We start from the raw sequence: 18,878 nt of genomic DNA on the forward strand, positions 1-18,878 counted from the left end.
GCCCAGCCCGAGGGGTTTCCCAAACTGGCTTTTGACTGGTTTTGATGGTCAAAGAGGGCGAGAAGAAGTGGGAGCTGCGGGGGCGTAGGCGGAGAAAGAGAGAGCAACGGCGCGCTCGGCTTTCGACCGGTGCGGATCACCCACCCACGGAAACGCCAACGGCGCCGCACGGGTGCGGCGCCGTTGCGCGGGAAACGCGGATGCTACTTGCGCTTGTTGATCTCCTCGGTGAGCTGCGGGACAACCTGGTGCAGGTCGCCCACGATGCCGTAGTCGGCCAGCTCGAAGATCGGCGCCTCCGGGTCCTTGTTGATCGCCACGATGGTCTTGGCGGTCTGCATGCCGGCCCGGTGCTGGATGGCGCCGGAGATGCCGGCGGCGATGTAGAGCTGCGGCGACACGGTCTTGCCGGTCTGGCCCACCTGGAACTGGTGCGGGTACCAGCCGGCGTCCGTGGCGGCGCGGGAGGCGCCCACGGCGGCGCCCAGGCTGTCGGCCAGGCCCTCGATGACGGAGAAGTTCTCCGCCGAGCCCACGCCGCGCCCGCCGGCCACGACGACCGCGGCCTCGGTCAGCTCGGGCCGGGCGCCCTTCTCCTCCTTGACGCGCTCGACGATGCGGGCGGCCTTGGCGGCGTCGGACAGCGAGACCGACACCTCCTCCTCGGCCCCGGCGCCGGCGGCGGCCTCGGGGGCGGTCGAGTTGGGCCGCACGGCGACGATCGGGGTGCCCCGGCTCACCTTCGCCTGGACGTTCACGCCGCCGCCGAAGATGGACTGCTCGGCCACGAAGCCCTCGCCGATGCCCACGGCGTCGGTGATGACGCCGGAGTCGGTCTTGACGGCGAGCCGCCCGGCGACCTCCTTGCCCTCGGGGGTCGCGGCGACCAGCACGGCCGCGGCCGACTTGTCCGCGACGAGCTGGGCGAGCAGTTCGGCCTTGGGCGCGACCACGTATCCGGTGATGTCCTCAGAGCCGGCCACGTAGATCTTCTCGGCGCCGTACTCGGCCAGCTTGGCCTTGGCGTCCGGGCCGTAGCCGGGGCCCGCCCAGACGGCGGAGGGAGTGCCGAGCCGGCGCGCCAGCGTCAGCAGCTCCAGGGTGACCTTCTTGACCTCGCCGTCGACCTGCTCGACGAGAACGAGAATCTCCGACATATCAGTAAAACCCCCGTTCTCAGATGAACTTCTTGGACGCGAGGAACTCGGCGACCTTGGCACCGCCGTCGCCCTCGTCCTTGACGATCGTGCCGGCGGCGCGCGGCGGCGCCGAGGCGAAGTCGACGACCTGCGACCAGGAGGCGGCGAGGCCCACCTGAGCGGTGTCGATCTCGGCGTCGGCCACGCCCATGGTCTCGACCGGCTTCTTCTTGGCGGCCATGATGCCCTTGAAGGACGGGTAGCGCGGCTCGTTGATCTTCTCGACCACGGACACGACGGCGGGCAGCGAGGCCTCGACCCGGTCGTAGCCGTAGTCGGTGAGCCGCTGGATCTTGATGGCCGAGCCGTCGATCTCGACCTTGTTGGCCAGCGTGAGCTGCGGCGTGCCGAGGCGCTCGGCCAGCATCGCGGGCAGCACGCCGGTGCGCGCGTCGGTGGACTCCGAGCCGAGGATGACCAGGTCGAACCCGATCTTCTTCAGCGCCTGCGCCATGGCGTAGGACGTGCCGAGGGCGTCGGAGCCGTGCAGCGCGTCGTCGACGAGGTGGACCGCCTTGTCGGCGCCCATCGCCAGCGCCTTGCGGATCGTCTCGGTGGCCTTGCCCGGACCCATGGTGAGGACGGTCACCTCACCGCCGTGGGCCTCCTTGAGCTTGAGCGCCTCCTCGACGGCATACTCGTCGAGCTCGTTCACCACGCCGTCGACCGCGTCACGGTCGAGCGTCTTGTCATCGGACCGCAGCTTGCGCTCGGTCGCCGTGTCAGGGACCTGCTTCACGCAGACGACAATGTTCATGGCCGGTGGCCGACCTCCCATGTTCGCGTGCGCCGCCACGAGCGGTCGGCGCCGGATGTCCAGTCCAGACTGCCAGGGCCCCATCGCCACCATGACAGCGGGTGTCCCGGCAGCCATGTTACCCACAAGTAGCTTACGCACGTTTCCGCGGTTCCGCGCGCGAGGCCCACTTTACCGAGCATTGTTCCGCTGTTTACTGGCACCCCTGGTCAAAGGCTCAGGCCGTGAACAGGAACACGATCCCGAGGACCAGCGCCGTGCCCGCGAACAGCGCCAGCACCGGAGTGCTGAAGAACGCGCTCAGCGCCACCGACAGGCCCACCGCCCCGGCGACGCCCAGCGCGTCCGCGACGATCCTGCCCTTGGTGAAAGGGCCGCGCGAGAACAGCGCGAACCCCGCGTCCACCACCACGGCCAGCGAGAACGCGGCCAGCAGGAAGAGCGCCACCTCCGGCAGCGGCTCGGTGGCCGCCGCCGCCAGCAGCGCCACGAACACCGTCGAACCGGCCAGCCAGCGCCTGCGCACCTTCTCCCGGTGGCGGGCCCTGGCCTCCTCCACCGGCAGCTCGCGCGCCGCCCCGGCAGGCCGCAGGGTCTGGGTCTCCATGTGGTGGACATCACGTCCGGAGTCGCCCGTACCCGCCGGAATCGGGGAGAGACGGCGCGGGCGGGCCGCCTCCACCCCCAGCCGGGCGCAGATGTCCGCGGCCACCGGCCGCGCGGCCGGGTCGGTGGCGAGGCACTCGGCCAGCAGCGGCTCCAGCCAGCCGGGCGCGCCCGTCAGGTCGGGCGGGTGGTGCACGACGCGGTAGGCGACCGCCGACGCGGGCCCCGTGCCGTACGGGTGACGCCCGGTGGCGGCGTAGGCCAGCGTCGCGCCGAAGGAGAACACGTCCGCGGCGGGACCCGCCGGGCCGCCCTCCAGCACCTCCGGGGCTAAGTAGCCGGGAGTGCCGACCACCGCGCCCGAGGCGGTGACGGAGAGCGAGTCGAGCGCGTGCGCGATGCCGAAGTCGATGACGACCGGCTCGCCCTCGCTCATCATCACGTTGGCGGGCTTGAGATCGCGGTGGACCACCCCGGCATCATGCATGGCCAGCAGCGCCTCCGCCAGCCCGGCGGCCAGCGACCGCAGATCGGCCACCGGCACGGGCACCGCGCTGAGCGGCTTGCCCTGCACGTAGCGGGTGACGAGGTAGGGCCGGTCGCCGCCGAAGGAGGCGTCGAGCACCTCCGCGACGTTCCGGCCGCCGACCCGCCGCATGGTCTCGACCTCGCGCTCCAGCCGGGCCAGCGCCGCGGCGTCGGCCGCGACGTGCGGATGGAGCACCTTGACCGCGACCGTGCGGCCCGCCGGGTCGAGTGCCAGGTGCACTTCGCCGAAGCCGCCCGCGCCCAGCCGGGAGAGCAGCTGGTACGGGCCGAGGTGCTCGCTCATACCCCTACTTCTCCCCACGACGGCCGCCGGGGACACCCGCTACCAAGGCGACAGGAAGCCCAGCCCCAGCTCTCTCATCAGGTCGTCGATCAGGCCCGTTATCAGGCCCATCGCGCTGTCCTGGGCGCGCCTGGTCAGCTCGTCGATGACGGTCTCCGGCGCCCGCCACGGCTCCCACGACGGCGTGCCGCCCATCGCGAACAGCACCGCGAACAGCGCGACCGTGCCCATCACCAGGGCCGCCACCGTCGCCGCGCCCGGCGAGCGCAGCACGCCGGTGAGCGAGCGGGTGACCGCCCGGCGCGGCGCGCCGCCGCCCGGCAGGACGAACAGACCTGCCACGAGCGCGCCGGCCGCGTATGAGGCGGCCTCGTTCACGCCCATCCCGCCGCCCCAGCGCAGCACCCCCCACACGCACACGCCGAACAGGATCGCCAGCGGCACCTGCACCAGGCTCACCAGCGTGGCCTTGATCAGCGCCCACGGCGTGCCCAGCACCACCAGCAGCGGGTCGGCGGCGCTGCTGCCGCGCACCTGACGCCGCTTCACCATGTCGCCGAACAGGTACTCGCCCACCCGCAGCACCAGCGCCAGGACGATCGCGGCGGCGCTCATCAGCACCGGCATCATCACCGTCAGCGCGACCAGGGCGACCAGCCCGAGCAGCGCCACGAACTGGCTGCCCACCAGGTAACGCTTGCGTTCGGAGGGCTGCGTGCGCGGCGGCTCGTAGGGCCGGGCCTGGGTCTGCGGCCGCGCCTGGGCGGGCGGCGCGGGATAGCCCGCGACCCGCCGGTCGGGCTGCGGCGCGGGATAACCGGCCACCCGCTGGTCGGGGTGGGGCGGGGGATAGCCCGCCACCCGCTGATCCGGCGGCGGCGCGGGATAGCCCGCCACCCGCTGGTCGGGCCAGGGCGGCCGGGCCGTGACCGGCGCGGGCACGTACGGCGGCGGCTGCTCCTCGCGCGGCGGCGGCGCGCTGGGCTGCCCGTACTCGACCGGCGGCAGCAGGTCGGCGAACGAGTCCATGACCTTCGTACGGCCGAGCCGCTTGGTCGGCGCCGGCTGATCGGGCGGCGACTCGTTGAACGTGGTGACCGACGGATCCAGCGCCCTGGCCATCCGCAGCAGCTCGCGGGCGTCGGGCCGGGCCTCCGGGTCGACCTGGAGGGCGCGGCTCAGCCAGCCGCGCAGCCACACGGGCGCCTTGTCGAGCTGCGCCCGCCCCTCCATGATGTTGAAGCAGACGGCCTCGAACGCGCCCGTGCCGAACGGCGGCACCCCGGCCGCGGCGAAGAACACCGTCGAGGCCAGCGAGTGGACGTCCGCCCGCTGCGTGATGTCGGAGTCGCGGATGATCTCCGGGGCCAGATAGCCCGGCGTGCCGACGAACATGCCCGTCTGGGTCAGCCGGGTGGCGTTGACCAGGTGGGCGATGCCGAAGTCGATGACCAGCGGCTCGCCGTCGACGAGCATCACGTTGGACGGCTTGAAGTCGCGGTGGATCACGTCGGCCGCGTGGATGGCCACCAGCGCCTGGCACAGCCCCTGCGCCAGCCTGATGAGCTGGGGAGCGTCGAGCGGGCCGTCGGACAGCACGGTCTCCTCGAGCGTGCGCCCCGGCGCGAACCGGGTCACCACGTACGGCTGGCCCCCCACCAGCTCGGCGTCGAGCACCTCGGCGACGTACGGGCTGCGCACCCGGCGCATCGTCTCGACCTCGCGGGTGAGCCGGTCGCGGGCCTTCAGGTCGGCGGCCACGTGCGGGTGCAGGACCTTGATGGCGACCTCGCGGCCCTCCTCGTCGATGCCGAGGTGGACGACCCCCATGCCCCCTTCGCCGATCTTCCTGACCAGCCGGTACGGGCCGAGCCGCTCTGGCGTCCGGGTGTCGCCCGCGCTCATCGCCATCGTCCCCGCGTCATCCCCCCGAATCTCCCTTCAGCTCTTGCAGCAGATCGACCACGGGCCCGACGTCCACCGGAGTCCATATGGCCCTCCTCGCGTTGTCCCCGAACGTGCCGTAAGCGAGGATCAGCGAGAGCGCGGCCCCCACCGCGAACACTCCCGCCATCACCATCGCCGTTGTCCTCGAGGGTACGAGCGATGACAGCGTCCTGCGCATCTGGCGTCCAGGTCCCTCTACCCCGGGACCGGCGCAGACCGTCCACAGCGCCACCGCCGCGCCCCAGGCCAGCGCGTTGTACGGGTTCATATCGGCGGCCACCGTGAGCAGGAGCGTCACGGGCAGGCCGAGGATGGCCGCGTACAGGCCCAGGGCGAGCGTGATGCCCGCCGATTTGGCCAGCGCCCGCGGATGGGCCGGCACCCTGACCACGTCCAGCGCGGCCGAACCCGTCGAGCGGCGGGCGACCAGCTCGGGCTGGGCCAGGTCGGCGGCGCGCAGCAGCACCGCGACCGGCAGCGCCACCACGGCCACCAGCACCGGCGCCCGCGCGGCCAGCACGATCATGACGACGAGCAGCATCGCGCCCGCCACCCCGTACGCGGCCGACCGCTGCAGCGCGTGCCCGGGGCGCGCGCCCGGGATGAACGGCTCCCGCTTGGTCGGGTCCGGCGGGAACTCGTCCCGCTTGGTCTGCTGCTCCGGCGCGAACGGGACCTGCGGCGGGATGTACGGGGGCGGCGGCACCGGGGCGCCCCTGCCGTAGTCGGGCGCCTCGGGGCGGACCCTTCTGGTGGGCATGTCCTGGTCGTCGGCCCGCAGCCGCCGCGTCGGCACGTCGGTCTCCGGCTGCTGCTGCCACGGCGCGGACTGCGCCTGGCGCAGCTCCTCGGGGCTCACCCTGCGTGTGGGCCACGGGTCGCCCTGGCCGGGCAGCAGCGACACGTACCGCTGGTCGGGCGCGGGCGGCGGGACCCTGGGGTCCTGCCCCTGCACCGACTTGCGCGGCGTCACCGGCGGCGTCGAAACCTCCCACCCCGGCCTGTCACCGACGTCAGCACCCTGCGGCCCGCTCCCCGGACCTTGGCTCTGTGGCGTGCTGCCCGTGCCTTGGGGGTTCTGGGGGCCGCTGCCAGGGTTGTGGGGGCCGCCGAGCAAGCTCTGGGGCTGACCATGAGGTGGCGCTCCGGCGGATTGGCCGGGACCGCTGAGGAAGCTCTGTTGAGGCAGTCCGCCCGGGGGTTGCGTTCCGTACGGTGCGGGACCTTGAGGGCCGCTGCCCGGCGGGGAGCCGTTGCCCGGGACCTGACCGGGGAGAAGGCTCTGTGCGCCGCTCCCCGCGCCGTGCGGTGCTCCAGCCGGCCCGTGAGGGCCGCTCGCCGCCGCTTGAGGACCACTCGCCGCCGGGTGAGAGCCACCTGCTGTCTGATGACCACCCGTTGGCTGAGGGCCGCTGCCTGGGAAGGCGGGTCTGGGGCCGGTGCCGGGGCGGGCCGGGCGGGTGGCGGGGTCTTCGTAGGCAGGGTCGGGGTAGGGGAAGGTGGAGATCTCGTCGGGGGTCGCCAGGCCCGCCGCGGGCATCAGTCTGGCCACCTGCTCGGCCAGCTCCGCCGCCTTGGGGCGCTTGGCCGGGTTGCGCTGGAAGGCGGCCTTGAGGAGCGGCTGGAGAGGGGCGGGGGCGGCGCCGACGTCGGCCTTGCCCGCGGTGATGTTGTAGAACACCATCTCCAGCGTGCCCTTGCCGAAGGGCGGCTGGCCGGTGCCGGCGTACAGGAGGGTGCCGGCCCAGGCGTGCACGTCGACCTCGGGCCCGGCCTCCTGCCCTTCGATGATCTCCGGGGCGAGGTAGCCGGGGGTGCCGATGAACATGCCCGTCTGGGTCAGCCGCGTCGCGTCGACCGCCTGGGCGATGCCGAAGTCGATCAGCACCGGCTCGCCGTCGAGGATCAGCACGTTGCCCGGCTTGAGGTCGCGGTGGATCACGCCGACCGAATGGACGGCGGCCAGCGCCGCGGCCACGCCGTAGCCGACCTTGAGCAGCGCGGGCAGGTCGAGCGGCCCGTCGTCCTTGACGACCTCGTCGAGCGCGCGGCCGGCGACGTATCGGGTGACGATGTAGGGACGATGACCGGTCACATCGGCGTCGAGCACCTCGGCGATGTACTTGCTGCGCACCCGCCGCATCGTCTCGACCTCGCGCGAGAGCCGCCGCCTGGCGACCTCGTCACCGGCGACCTCGGCACGCAGGACCTTGACCGCCACCTGCCGCCCCTGGGGGTCGACGGCGAGATGGACAACGCCCATTCCCCCCTCGCCCAGCCGTCTGAGCAGCCGGTAAGGGCCGAGTCGGTCATCGTTCATGGCATGAAGCACCATACCGGCTTAATCCCCGCCCACGAGATGAACCACGAGGCCACATTCCCACTCGTACAACGTCCGGATGAGGGTCAAGGGTTTCCCAACTGACGGTCTCGGTTCGGAAACGTTGTGTGCCCCTCGCGTGGTGCGCCGGCATCGTTCCTCGCTCTCTGGAGCTGTCGCTCAGGTGGCCAGGGGGAGGACTTCGGCTCCCTTCAGCCCGGCCAGGGTGGCGCCGGAGACGGCGAGCTTGGACCTGCGCACGCCGCTGCCGATGACCACGTCGGGGTGCTCGGCGACCTGAGTGTCGACCAGGATCGGCCAGTCGGCGGGCAGCCCGACGGGGGTGATGCCGCCGTACTCCATGCCGGTGAGCTCCACCGCCTCGTCCATGGGGGCGAAGCTCGCCTTGCGGGCGCCGAGGTGCTTGCGCACCACGCCGTTGACGTCGGCGCGGGTGGTGGCGAGCACCATGCAGGCGGCGTAGCGGACCTCGCCGCCGCGCTTGGCGGCGACGATCACGCAGTTGGCGGAGTCGCCCATGGCCACGCCGTAGCGCTCGCAGAACGCGGCGGTGTCGGCCAGCTCCGGGTCGATCTCCGCGACCCGCGCGCCCGCCACCTGCCCGATCACCCGTGCCACCGGATCGGCCAGCAGGTCGGTCCGCTCGGCCGCCGGAACCCAGTGCAACGTCATCCCATCTCCTCGTTCGCTCCTCCCAGGACCCTATGCGGACCCGCGAGCAGCGGGTGCGTCACGACGACTGCAGCGCGCGCCGGTGCAGCGCGGTGACGACGCCGCGGGCGGACTCCATCGCGCCGGCCATCCAGGCGGTCAGCCGGGTGAGGTAGTCGCCCGCGAAGTAGACCCTTCCGCTGGGACGTTGCAGAAGAGTGAAGGACGAATCAAAGGAGGGCCAGCTGGCCCAGCCGCCCTGGATGTGTTCCTGGCGTTCCCAGGCGACGGAGACGGAGGACAGCACGCCGGTGCGGTACTTCTCGCCGTGGATCTTCTTGCCCTGGGTGAGCGCGCGGCGGCGGCGGTCGTCGGGGGTGAGCGCGCCGTACAGCGCGGCGTCCGCCCCATGGTTGTAGTAGCCGACGAGCACGCCGCGCTCGCTGTGGTAGCCGTACGAGGGGTACCAGATGCGCGCGATATCCAGGTCGGTCTCGGTGACGCCGCCGTAGATCCGGTCTTCCAGCTCCCACCAGCGACGGTCGTACTCCAGGCCGATCTTCCCGGTGGTCATGGGCCGGGGCACGTTCAGGGCGGCGGTGACGTCGTCGCCCAGGTTGTGCGGGATCCTGGCGAGCAGGTGGGGCGGCAGAGTGGCGATGCAGTAGTCGGCCTTGATCCGGCCGCCGTCCCAGGTGACCTCGACGCCGTCGGGCAGGTCGGTGATCTTGGTGACCTTGGCGCCGGTGGTGATGCGGTGCTCGCCGATCACCTCCACAAGCCGTCTGACGATCGTGTCGCTGCCGCCGACGACCTGGAACATGGGGCTGGCCTGGTCGTGGCCGAAGTCGTTGGTGATGGCCCGGCCGGTGCCGGCGGCGAGGACTTCCGACAGGCTGCCGGGCGGGGGGAACGGGTCGCCCTCGTTCAGGCCGGGGTAGTCGAAGAAGCCGCGGCGGGTGGAGCCCTCGTAGTCGAGCTTGGGGCCGAGGTCGCCGAAGCGGCGCAGGAAGGTGAGGAGCCGGTCGCGGTCCTCGGCGGTGAGCTTGCGGTCGAGCGCGCCGGAGTCGGTGGCTTTCGCCAGCAGTTCGGCGACATATCCGTACATGTCGGCGCGGGCGGTGCGCTGCCGGAACGTCTGGCTGTTGGTGTGGATGTACGCCTGGGCGTTCCTGTTGACGAAGGTCTCGATGGGGACGCCCAGCTCGCGGCAGTAGTCGAGGGTCACCATCCACTGCGCGATCCGGGCCGGCCCGGCGTTGAAGTAGAGGCCCTCGCTCAGCTTGACCTCCTGGGTGGGGCCGTGCAGCTCGGTCAGCCGGTCGCCGCCGCGCAGGGTGAGGTTCCGCCCGCCGGGCTTGTCCCTGGCCTCCAGCAGCGTGCAGTCGTAACCGGCCTTGCCCAGCTCGTAGGCGGCGGTCAGCCCCGTCACCCCGGCGCCGAGGATCACCACCTTGGCCGCCGCCCGCCCCTGCAGCGAGAAGTCGCCCGCCCGGGGCGGGGTGAAGGTCTTGTCCTGCTCCTCGGGGGCCAGGCCGAGCGCGCCCATCGCGGCGTACATGGCCCCGGCGCCACCGGCCGCGCCGATGCCCACCAGCAGCCCGCGCCTGGTCAGAGTCGCGCCGTCCATGCCGCCTCCCGCAACACCGCCTGTCCTGGAACGCTGAGACACTACGGCCGCCCGCGGGCGGTCCGTCCGTGAGGGTCGCTCACCCGTACGGGCCGCTCCCGCACGCCACCTGGCCGCCGATCGTCGCGAAGATCCCGAACAGCGCCATGATCTGGGTGAAGTCGTCCGTGGTGAACTCGGTGTGCCGCGTCCCCGCCGTCTTCACGCCGGGGATCAGCGCCACCGCCGCCGCGATGGCGGTCGAGTTCCACTCGACCCCCAGCGTGTACGGAGGATCGATCGTGTAGGGCGTGAAGTCGGTCAACCTGTTGAGCGCCCTGGCCATGCCCTCACGGATGCGTTCCTGGGCCACGGCGGGCGGCAGCAGCTCGGCGGAGAACTTGCCGATGCCCTTCTTGACCGCCACCGTCTCCACGTCGCCCAGCAGCTCGCGGGCCTCCTCGCCGACGGCCTCGTCACCGGTGACCAGCGCCACGGGCACGCCGTGGAACCCGGCGCACGCCGCCACCACCCGCGTCTCCCCGGCCAGTTCGCCGTTGAGGTAGACGTTCTGGATCTCCTTGCCCATCCAGGTGTGGTTGAGCACCCCGTCGCTCACCCCGGCCCGCGCGTGGTAGCCGACGAAGGCGGCGGCCTGGAAGGACCCGTCGAGCCCCTGCGCCATCCGCTGCGCCTTGCCCGGCCCCCTGATCAGGGTCGCGCGCGGGTCGAGCAGGTCGATCCGGAGGTTCTTGGTGGAGCCGTGGGCGTCGTTCACCAGCGCCTGCGTCGCGCCCGCGGCGAACGCCCCGTCGATCGCGGCGTTCGCGTCGGCCGTCATCAGCTCGCAGCCTCGCTCGTACCCGCGCTTGCCCGCGTGCATCTCCTCGGGGTCGGTCAGGCCGGTGACCCCCTCCATGTCGACGGACAGGTAGACCCTCATGCGCTCACCTCTCAGCCGGGACTAGGAGCCCCAGGTCTCCACGCGGTGGACTTCCTTCTCGGTCATGAGCCCGACCTCGGACTTCATGAACGAGACCGCCTGGTCGCGCCAGGCCTCGGGGATCTCGGCCAGCGCCGGGGGGTAGCAGTGGTCGAGCCAGCTCGTCGACTCCTCCGTGGCCTCGAAGTACTGCAGGCATCCGGCGAAGAGGGTGTTCTCGATGCCGGGGATGCGGGCCAGGCCGTACTCGACCATCTCCTGACCGCCGTAGGGCGGGGGGCGGAGCCACTTGCGCGCCCGGTGGTGGTCGGCGGTGAGCGGGGTGTCGAGCGGGCGGCGCTCGACGGCGGCCTGGATGAGCTCCTTGTAGAGGCACTTGGCGCAGGTCCGGCAGGGGCCGCCGGTGCCCTGGAGACACCAGCGGACCTGGCCGGCGAGCTCGGAGCCGAGCGCCAGGCGCATGGTGACCGCCTCGCTGACGCCGCCGACGGGCAGCACGATGTGGACCCCGACCGCGGCGAAGAGCCTGCCCCACTTGCCGTGCGGCGACCACATGGGGTTGTCGGGAGTGTAGCGGTGCAGGTAACGGCCGCCGCCGAGCCAGCGCGAGCCGATCTCGTAGCCGAAGCCCAGCCCGCCGAGGTCCAGCCGGTCCGCGTTCAGCAGCGCGCCGGCCGCGACCGCGTGGTGCTCGGGGTAGCCGGGGCGGGGCTCGGCGAGGGTGTACTCCAGGTCGGAGCCGACGGTGGTGAGCGGCCGCCCGGTCTGCTCGGCCAGCTTGGCCAGGACGTCGGAGCGGTAGTGCGGCCAGCGGTTGGGCACCCGGGGGTGCGACATCCGGCGGAAGTGGACGAACGGGGCGTCCGGGTAGACGACGGCCGCGGCCACGGAGTCGGCGCCGCCGCTGTACGAGATCGCGAGCGTGCTTCCGGCGGCCCGGGGCTCGGCGCCGATCGGGCCCGCCTCGATGCCCCAGCCGTCGTGCAGGGCCTCCGCGAGGCGGGGCGAGACGGCGCGGTCGAAGACGATCCGCCGCCTCGTCCAGGGCGCGACGACCGTCCAGGCGGCGACGGCGAACAGGTCGGGGTGGGCGTCCTCCGGCACGTTGGTGAGGGTGCAGGAGTTGGTGGCCAGCTTGACAGGGTGCTCGTCGGAGGCCTTGCCGGTGATCTCGTCCTCGGGGTCGAGCCGGAATTCGAGCAGGCCGCCGGTCCAGGTCACGCGCACGGGCGCGACTCCTCGCGGGCGGGCGCGGCCGGCACGCGGGTCTTGAGGTCGTCGATCGCCTGCCAGATGAGGACCTCGTTCTGCAGCAGGCCGTCGAGGGCCTGGGCCGTCTCCTTGGCCAGGCGGTGGGCGTCGCGGGCGAGCCGGTGGGTCTCGGCGGCGTTCGGGGCCTGCTTCTGCTGCTGTCTCGGCGCCTGCTCGGCGGCGGCGCGCAGGCGCTCGACCTCGGCCTGAAGGGTGGCCATCTCCCGGCGGAGCGTCTGGACCTCCCAGAGGGCGTCCCTGATGTCCTGGCGGTGGTCCGCGATGGAGATGTACCGGGAGTCGAACCACGAGCGCACGGCCTTACGCAGCCGTGCGGGAACGAGGACGCGCTTCATGAAAGGTCACCTTAGTGGGAAACATCCCGCCTTCTGGCCGGGTGAACCCGTGCTGTAGCTGGATCGGTATGCCGCCGCCCGGCGAATCCGGACGGAGCCTGACAAAGGTGTTGACGAAGCGCCTGTAACCCCATACGTTTCCGGTCGGTGGCGAAATATTCGTCAACCTTCCGAAACTTTCGGAGGCGCCATGTTGCGAGGCGTTGTCGCGGTCACCCTGCTCGGCTTCACCGCCGTGAACCCCGCGCCGCACGGGGACCCCCCACCCATCACCGTCCGCGAACACGTCCGCCACCAGGAGATCGACGGCTTCGGCCTCTCACAGGCGTTCCGCCGCAACGAACTGCTCGAAGCGCTCACGCCCCGGCAGCGGCGCGAGATCCTCGACCTCTGGTTCCACCCGCGCAAGGGGGCGGGACTCAGCATCCTGCGCCTGGGCATCGGCTCCTCCCCGGCCGGCAGCCCGTACGACCACATGGTCTCCCACCAGCCCGAGGACCCCGGCGGCCCGGACGCGCCGCCGAAGTACGTCTGGGACGGCGACGACAACAGCCAGGTCTGGGTCGCCAGAGAGGCCAGGCGGTACGGGGTCGAACGCTTCTACGCCAACGCCTGGAGCGCCCCCGGCTACATGAAGGACAACGGCGACGACAAGAACGGCGGCACGCTCAGACCCGAGTGGGCCGAGGCGTACGCCCGCTACCTCGTCGCCTACGCGGACTTCTACAAGAAGGAAGGCATCAGGATCACCGACCTGGCCTTCACCAACGAGCCCGACTACACGGCCCCCTACGCGTCCATGCGCCTCACCCCCGAGCAGGCCGCCGAGTTCGTCAAGGTGCTCGGCCCGATCGCCCGCGGCATGAACGTGGTCTGCTGCGACTCCTTCGGCTGGGACCAGGCCCGCGCCTACACCCGGGCCATCGAGGCCGACCCGGAGGCCCGCCGCTGGGTCAAGATCCACGCCGGTCACACGTACGCGAGCCCCGTGGACGGCCCGCTGCCCACGGACCGCAAGGTGTGGATGTCGGAGTGGAACCCGAACGGCGACACCTGGAACGAGAACTGGGACGACGGCAGCGGCTACGACGGCATGACGGTCGCGCTGGCCGTGCACGACGCGCTGACCCTGGGCCGGGCCAGCGCCTACGTCTTCTGGTTCGGCGCCTCGCGCGGCGCGACCAGGGCGCTGATGCAGATCGACGACACGGCGGGGACCTACCGGGTGGCCAAGCGGTTCTGGGCGCTGGCGGCCTACGGCAGGTTCGTCCGGCCCGGCGCGGTCCGGGTGGACGCCTCCGCCGCCGACCCGGCGCTGAAGGTCTCCGCCTTCCGCAACCGCGACGGATCCAAGGTCGTCCAGGTGATCAACACCGGCACCGAGCCGGTCACCTGGCACGGCGTACGCGGCCGGGCGACCGCGTACCTGACCGACAGCACGCACGACCTCGCCCCCAGCAAGATCACCGGCGGGAGCGTCACGCTCGCGCCACGCACCCTCACCACCATCGTCACCGGAGGTCACCGATGAGACCCCTGATCGTCGCACTCACCCTGGCGCTCGCCGTGCCCGCGCTCGCCGTCCCCGCGTACGCGGCACCCGGCGGCCCCGGTCATGGCCCCGGTCATGGTCACGGCCCCGGCCACGGTCATGGACCGGGGCACGGTCACGGCCCCGGCCACGGTCATGGGCCGGGCCACCACAAGGTCAAGGACCTGCGCGACCTGGCGCGCAAGAACGGCATCAGCATCGGCAGCGCCGTGAACGTGGCCTCACTGCGTGACGAGGCCGACTACCGGAAGGTGCTCAACCGCGAGTTCAACCACGTCACCGCCGAGAACGCGATGAAGTGGGAGAGCGTCGAGCCCGAGCGCGGCGTCTACACCTGGGAAGACGCGGACGCGGTGGTCGAGAACGCGCGCCGCCACGGCCAGCAGGTGCGCGGCCACACCCTGATCTGGCACAACCAGCTGCCGGCCTGGCTCACCGACGGCGTCGCGGACGGCTCGATCGGCCCCGACGAGCTCAGGCAGATCCTGCGCGACCACGTCACCACCCAGGTCCGCCGGTACAAGGGCAAGATCAGGGCGTGGGACGTGGCCAACGAGGTGGTCGACGACGAGGGCAACCTGCGGCAGTCCATCTGGCTGGAGCACCTCGGCCCCAGCTATCTGGCCGACGCCTTCCGCTGGGCCCGCAAGGCCGACCCGCACGCCAAGCTCTACCTCAACGACTACAACGTCGAGTGGGACCAGGCCAAGATCAACCGTTATCTGGAGCTGATCAAGGACCTGAAGGCGCAGCGGGTGCCGATCGACGGCATGGGCTTCCAGGGCCACCTGGGCATCCAGTACGACTATCCCGCCGACTGGGCGAACGTCATGCGCCGCTTCGCCGACCTCGGCCTGGAGATCGCGGTCACCGAGATGGACGTGCGCATGGTGATGCCCGTCACGCCCGAGAAGCTCGCCACCCAGGCCGAGTACTACAGCAGGGCGCTGGCCGACTGCCTGAGCGTCAAGGCGTGCAAGGAGTTCACCGTCTGGAGCTTCACCGACCGGCACTCGTGGGTGCCGGACTGGTTCGAGGGCGAGGGCGCGGCCTGCATCCTCGACGAGAACCTGAAGCCGAAGCCCGCCTACCACGCCCTGCTGGCGACCAGGCGGCGCTAGCGGCCGGTGAACTCGGGGGTGGACTTCTCGGCGAAGGCCGTCATGCCGATCTTCGCGTCGTCCGTGGCGAAGAGCCCGGAGAACTGGAGTCTCTCGATCTCCAGGCCGGAGTCGAGGTCCACCTCCAGCCCCTGGTCGACGGCCTGCTTGGCGGCCCGCAGCGCGACGGCGGGCCCGTCGGTGAAGGTGGCGGCCCAGTCGCGCGCGGCCTGGTAGACCTCGGCGTCGGGCACGACCCGGTCGACCAGGCCGATGGCCTGCGCCTCGGCGGCGGGCACGTGACGCCCGCTGAAGATCAGGTCCTTGGCGCGGGCCGGGCCGATGAGCCGCGGCAGCCGCTGCGTGCCGCCGGCGCCGGGGATGATGCCGAGCTGGATCTCGGGCTGGCCCAGCTTGGCGGACTCCCCGGCGACCCGGAAGTCGGCGCAGAGGGCGAGCTCGCAGCCGCCGCCGAGCGCGTAGCCCGTGATCGCGGCGATGACCGGCTTGCCGATGCGGGCGACGGCGGTGAAGCAGTCTTGCAGGGTGCGCGAGTGCGCGTTCATGTCGGCGTACGACATGACGGCCATCTCCTTGATGTCCGCGCCCGCGGCGAACACCCGCTCACCGCCGTAGACCACCACGGCGCGCACGTCCTGGTCGGCGTCGACAGCGCGGGCCGCCTCGGCGATCTCCCGCTGCACCTGGGCGTTGAGCGCGTTCATCTTCGGACGGTCCAGTCTGATCGTGGCGATCCGGTCGGCCACCTCGACGCTTACGAACTCAGCCATGATGCGAACCCTACCGGCCGCCCCCGCACCGCCCCCGGAGGGTCCACCCCCGGAAAAGGGTGAAGAAATCCTTCGCAAAACTCTCGCCAGAGAAGGAAAATATTGAGACGCTGACTCCGTTCCGACAGCCCCTGTAAAGGAGCGGTACATGCGCAGAGCGCTGGCGATCGCCGCGGTCGCACTCCTGCCGTTAACCGGCGTCACGGCGGCGCAGGCCGCCGCACCGGGTGACCGGCAGTCGGCCTTCACCGCGGCGGCCCAGGAGTTCCAGGTCCCCGAGAGCGTGCTGCTCGGCGTCTCCTACCTCGAATCACGCTGGGACGCCCACGCCGGGACGCCCAGCAACAACGCGGGCTTCGGCCCCATGCACCTGACCGACGCCGCCGCGTACTCCGGCTCGAACCACCACGGCGCGAGCGAGGAGGACCCGCGCGGCGACGAGAGCAGACCCGCCGTCCCCGCCGCCGAAGCACCCGGGCCCGCCGAGATCCCGGCCGGGCTGCGCACCCTGGAACGGGCCGCCGAGCTGACCGGGGAGAGCCGCGAGCGGCTGCGCACCGACCCGGCCGCCAACATCCGGGGCGGCGCCGCGCTCCTGGCCGACTACCAGAAGTCGATCGGCGCGCCGCTCAGCGACGACCCCGGCCAGTGGTACGGCGCGGTCGCCAAGTACTCCGGCGCCGACCAGGAGGAGGCCGCCCGGTTCTTCGCCGACGAGGTGTTCGCCACCATCGAGTCGGGCGAGGAACGGGTCACCGACGACGGCCACCGGGTCAAGCTCCACCCCGTCAGGAACCTGGACGCCGTCAAGACGTGGCTGAAGAAGCTCAAGCTGCGCGCGCCGCGCCGCGACGGCGTGGAGTGCCCGCCCACGGTGTCCTGCGAGTGGATCCCGGCCGGGTACGCCGAGCTGCCGGACGGCGGCTACGGCAACCACGACCTGGCGGACCGCCCCCGGTCCCAGAAGATCGACTACATCGTCATCCACGACATGGAGGGCTACTTCGGCCCGTCCATCGGCCTGGTGGAGAACCCCGCCTACCGGGCGAGCTGGCACTACTCGCTCCGCTCCGCGGACGGGCACATCGCCCAGCACATCAAGACCAAGGACGTCGCCTGGCAGGCCGGCAACTGGTACATCAACGCCAAGTCGATCGGGCTGGAGCACGAGGGCTTCCTGGCCGAGGGCCACACCTGGTACACCGAGGCGATGTACCGGACGTCGGCCCGGCTGGTGCGCTACCTGGCGCTCCGCCACGGCGTGCCGCTCGACCGGGCGCACATCATCGGCCACGACAACGTACCCGGCACGCTGCCGAGCACGGTCCGCGGCATGCACGAGGACCCCGGCCCGTTCTGGGACTGGGCGCACTACTTCAAGCTGCTCGGCGCCCCGCTGCACGGGGTCGGCGGCCCCCGCTCCGGCGCGGTCATGATCAGGCCCGACTTCGAGAGCAACCGGCCCCACTTCTACGGCTGCGACCGGCAGAACCCCGAGGCCGACTGCCCGCCGCTGCCCGCGCACACCGTCTGGCTGCGCACCGAGCCGCGCCACGACGCGCCGCTGGTGAAGGACATCGGCAAGCACCCCACCGGCGACTCCCTCTACAGCGTGTACGACCACAGCGCGCGGGCCAGCACCGGCCAGCGGTTCGCGGTGGCCGACCGGCAGGGCGACTGGACGGCGATCTGGTATCTCGGCCAGAAGGCGTGGTTCCACAACCCGGCCGCCGAGCCGACCGCCGTGCCCTCCATGGGGCTCGTGGTCACGCCCAGGCCGGGCCTGCAGACGGTCCCGGTGTACGGCAGGGCCTACCCCGAGCAGTCCGCCTACCCCGAGGGCATCCCGTATCAGGAGGTCACGCCGCTGCAGTACACCTTCTCGGCGGGCGAGAAGTACACGCTGGCCGGGCCGGCGCCGGCCGAGTACTACCGGGCCGTCACCCTCGACCCGGCGCCGCACCGGGTGGTCCGGGGGAAGACGAAGTATCTCCAGATCCAGTTCGGGCACCGGATCATGTTCGTCAAGGCTGACGACGTGCGGGTGACGTTCTCCGGGTGAACGCGGACACGGCGCGCCTGGTGCTGGCCAGCGCCTCCTGCGAGGAGTCGTAGGTGCGCTGGGCGACGCCGACGAACACGCAGTCGATGACGAGGAGCTGGCTGATGCGGCTGGCCAGGGCGCCGGGACGGAACTCCGTCTCGCGCCCGGCCGAGATGAGCACGTGCTCGGCCAGCTCCGCGATGGATGAGCGGGGGTTGTTGGTGATGGCGACCGTCGTCGCACCGGCCTCCCCCGCCCGGCGCAGCGGCTCGATCACGTCGGGCGTCTCGCCGGAGGTGCTGATGCCGATCGCCACGTCGCCTTCCTTGAGCAGGACGGCGCTGGTCAGCGCCAGGTGGGCGTCCTGGAAGGCGTGGCTCGACAGGCCGATGCGCAGCAGCTTCTGCGCGACGTCCTCGGCCACCAGGCCCGAGGCCCCCACCCCGTAGGCGTCGATGCGGCGGGCGGCGACGATGGCGTCGACCACCAGGCCGAGCCGTTCGGAGGTGAGCTGGGCGACCGTGTCGTTGATCGCCTCCGACTCGGCCCTGGCGACCTTCTGGATCACCTCCGACAGCGGGTCGTCGGGGGCCAGGTCGCCGGGGACCAGCCGGTCGGGCTGGGCGGCCGCCGCCGCCAGCGCCAGGCGCAGCTGCGGGTAACCGGCGAAGCCGAGCAGCCGGGCGGTGCGCACGATCGTGGCCTCGCTCGTACCGGAGGCCGCCGAGAGCTCGGTGATCGTGCTGCGGGCCACCGTCGCCGGGTCTTCGAGAATCAGCTGGGCGACGGTCCGGGCGGCGGGCGTCAGGGACGGCAGCACACCACGGACCGTGGCAACCAGGGTTTCGGCTCGCATGCCGTTGCCGCTGTCGTCCACAGGTCGATTATGCCGCTGGTCG

The 18,878-nt window shown here is 71.8% G+C and carries 15 protein-coding genes; 3 read left to right on the forward strand and 12 right to left on the reverse strand.

Annotation, left to right across the window (positions count from 1 at the left end; translation table 11 throughout):
* Positions 1-203: 203 nt before the first annotated feature.
* The 10 genes from AB0J42_RS02460 to AB0J42_RS02505 all read right to left on the reverse strand — a co-directional run bounded on the left by AB0J42_RS02460 (position 204) and on the right by AB0J42_RS02505 (position 12,492).
* The gene (locus tag AB0J42_RS02460; RefSeq protein ID WP_364287716.1) at positions 204-1,157 is read right to left on the reverse strand and encodes an electron transfer flavoprotein subunit alpha/FixB family protein; all 954 of its coding nucleotides are present in this window, start codon (positions 1,155-1,157) and stop codon (positions 204-206) included.
* Between the two features lie 19 nt (positions 1,158-1,176).
* Complete coding sequence (locus tag AB0J42_RS02465) at positions 1,177-1,956, reverse strand: electron transfer flavoprotein subunit beta/FixA family protein (protein ID WP_364287719.1); 780 nt, start codon at positions 1,954-1,956, stop codon at positions 1,177-1,179.
* 217 nt (positions 1,957-2,173) lie between these two features.
* Positions 2,174-3,394 (reverse strand): serine/threonine-protein kinase, encoded by a 1,221-nt coding sequence (locus AB0J42_RS02470; RefSeq protein ID WP_364287722.1) that lies wholly within the window; start codon positions 3,392-3,394, stop codon positions 2,174-2,176.
* Between the two features lie 39 nt (positions 3,395-3,433).
* Positions 3,434-5,299: a protein kinase gene (locus AB0J42_RS02475; protein WP_364287725.1), complete on the reverse strand. Its 1,866-nt coding sequence runs from the start codon at positions 5,297-5,299 to the stop codon at positions 3,434-3,436.
* Between the two features lie 16 nt (positions 5,300-5,315).
* Positions 5,316-7,661, reverse strand: coding sequence for a protein kinase (locus AB0J42_RS02480; protein WP_364287728.1), 2,346 nt, complete (start codon positions 7,659-7,661; stop codon positions 5,316-5,318).
* A gap of 180 nt (positions 7,662-7,841) precedes the next feature.
* The gene (locus AB0J42_RS02485; RefSeq protein ID WP_364287731.1) at positions 7,842-8,354 is read right to left on the reverse strand and encodes a YbaK/EbsC family protein; all 513 of its coding nucleotides are present in this window, start codon (positions 8,352-8,354) and stop codon (positions 7,842-7,844) included.
* Positions 8,355-8,412: 58 nt separating this feature from the next.
* Positions 8,413-9,963 (reverse strand): flavin monoamine oxidase family protein, encoded by a 1,551-nt coding sequence (locus AB0J42_RS02490; RefSeq protein ID WP_364287733.1) that lies wholly within the window; start codon positions 9,961-9,963, stop codon positions 8,413-8,415.
* A 79-nt stretch (positions 9,964-10,042) separates the two neighbouring features.
* On the reverse strand, positions 10,043-10,885 hold the full coding sequence (locus AB0J42_RS02495) for a M55 family metallopeptidase (protein WP_364287736.1): 843 nt from the start codon (positions 10,883-10,885) through the stop codon (positions 10,043-10,045).
* 21 nt (positions 10,886-10,906) lie between these two features.
* Positions 10,907-12,112 carry a DUF6395 domain-containing protein gene (locus AB0J42_RS02500; RefSeq protein ID WP_364287739.1) on the reverse strand — a complete coding sequence of 402 codons (1,206 nt, stop codon included), beginning with the start codon at positions 12,110-12,112 and terminating at the stop codon, positions 10,907-10,909.
* Positions 12,103-12,492, reverse strand: a complete 390-nt coding sequence (locus tag AB0J42_RS02505) for a hypothetical protein (RefSeq protein ID WP_364287742.1) — start codon at positions 12,490-12,492, stop codon at positions 12,103-12,105. Before AB0J42_RS02505 ends, AB0J42_RS02500 begins: the two co-directional genes overlap by 10 nt.
* A 190-nt stretch (positions 12,493-12,682) precedes the next feature.
* Between AB0J42_RS02505 and AB0J42_RS02510 the strand changes: the two genes are divergently transcribed.
* Together AB0J42_RS02510 and AB0J42_RS02515 are read left to right on the forward strand one after the other, a co-directional pair.
* Positions 12,683-14,023, forward strand: a complete 1,341-nt coding sequence (locus AB0J42_RS02510; protein WP_364287745.1) for a glycoside hydrolase — start codon at positions 12,683-12,685, stop codon at positions 14,021-14,023.
* Positions 14,020-15,165 carry an endo-1,4-beta-xylanase gene (locus AB0J42_RS02515; protein WP_364287748.1) on the forward strand — a complete coding sequence of 382 codons (1,146 nt, stop codon included), beginning with the start codon at positions 14,020-14,022 and terminating at the stop codon, positions 15,163-15,165. The genes AB0J42_RS02510 and AB0J42_RS02515 overlap by 4 nt, the downstream gene beginning before the upstream one ends.
* Here AB0J42_RS02515 and AB0J42_RS02520 read toward each other — a convergent pair.
* Positions 15,162-15,935, reverse strand: coding sequence for an enoyl-CoA hydratase-related protein (locus tag AB0J42_RS02520; RefSeq protein ID WP_364287751.1), 774 nt, complete (start codon positions 15,933-15,935; stop codon positions 15,162-15,164). The genes AB0J42_RS02515 and AB0J42_RS02520 overlap by 4 nt on opposite strands.
* Before the next feature lie 148 nt (positions 15,936-16,083).
* Between AB0J42_RS02520 and AB0J42_RS02525 the strand changes: the two genes are divergently transcribed.
* Positions 16,084-17,997 carry an N-acetylmuramoyl-L-alanine amidase gene (locus tag AB0J42_RS02525; RefSeq protein WP_364287754.1) on the forward strand — a complete coding sequence of 638 codons (1,914 nt, stop codon included), beginning with the start codon at positions 16,084-16,086 and terminating at the stop codon, positions 17,995-17,997.
* Here the strand turns inward: AB0J42_RS02525 and AB0J42_RS02530 are convergent.
* A complete protein-coding gene (locus AB0J42_RS02530) occupies positions 17,960-18,856 on the reverse strand; it encodes a MurR/RpiR family transcriptional regulator (protein WP_364287757.1) in 897 nt (298 codons plus the stop codon). The two genes, AB0J42_RS02525 and AB0J42_RS02530, sit on opposite strands and share 38 nt — an antisense overlap.
* Positions 18,857-18,878 lie beyond the last annotated feature (22 nt).

The sequence above is a fragment of the Nonomuraea sp. NPDC049649 genome (assembly GCF_040675175.1).
In the GTDB taxonomy this organism is placed as follows: domain Bacteria; phylum Actinomycetota; class Actinomycetes; order Streptosporangiales; family Streptosporangiaceae; genus Nonomuraea.

Excerpts from the sequence above, each read along its gene's own strand:
- AB0J42_RS02460 (WP_364287716.1), bottom strand. The coding sequence starts at position 1,157 with ATGTCGGAGATTCTCGTTCTCGTCGAGCAGGTCGACGGCGAGGTCAAG.
- AB0J42_RS02465 (WP_364287719.1), bottom strand. The coding sequence starts at position 1,956 with ATGAACATTGTCGTCTGCGTGAAGCAGGTCCCTGACACGGCGACCGAG.
- AB0J42_RS02470 (WP_364287722.1), bottom strand. The coding sequence starts at position 3,394 with ATGAGCGAGCACCTCGGCCCGTACCAGCTGCTCTCCCGGCTGGGCGCG.
- AB0J42_RS02475 (WP_364287725.1), bottom strand. The coding sequence starts at position 5,299 with ATGAGCGCGGGCGACACCCGGACGCCAGAGCGGCTCGGCCCGTACCGG.
- AB0J42_RS02480 (WP_364287728.1), bottom strand. The coding sequence starts at position 7,661 with ATGAACGATGACCGACTCGGCCCTTACCGGCTGCTCAGACGGCTGGGC.
- AB0J42_RS02485 (WP_364287731.1), bottom strand. The coding sequence starts at position 8,354 with ATGACGTTGCACTGGGTTCCGGCGGCCGAGCGGACCGACCTGCTGGCC.
- AB0J42_RS02490 (WP_364287733.1), bottom strand. The coding sequence starts at position 9,963 with ATGGACGGCGCGACTCTGACCAGGCGCGGGCTGCTGGTGGGCATCGGC.
- AB0J42_RS02495 (WP_364287736.1), bottom strand. The coding sequence starts at position 10,885 with ATGAGGGTCTACCTGTCCGTCGACATGGAGGGGGTCACCGGCCTGACC.
- AB0J42_RS02505 (WP_364287742.1), bottom strand. The coding sequence starts at position 12,492 with ATGAAGCGCGTCCTCGTTCCCGCACGGCTGCGTAAGGCCGTGCGCTCG.
- AB0J42_RS02510 (WP_364287745.1), top strand. The coding sequence starts at position 12,683 with ATGTTGCGAGGCGTTGTCGCGGTCACCCTGCTCGGCTTCACCGCCGTG.
- AB0J42_RS02515 (WP_364287748.1), top strand. The coding sequence starts at position 14,020 with ATGAGACCCCTGATCGTCGCACTCACCCTGGCGCTCGCCGTGCCCGCG.
- AB0J42_RS02520 (WP_364287751.1), bottom strand. The coding sequence starts at position 15,935 with ATGGCTGAGTTCGTAAGCGTCGAGGTGGCCGACCGGATCGCCACGATC.
- AB0J42_RS02525 (WP_364287754.1), top strand. The coding sequence starts at position 16,084 with ATGCGCAGAGCGCTGGCGATCGCCGCGGTCGCACTCCTGCCGTTAACC.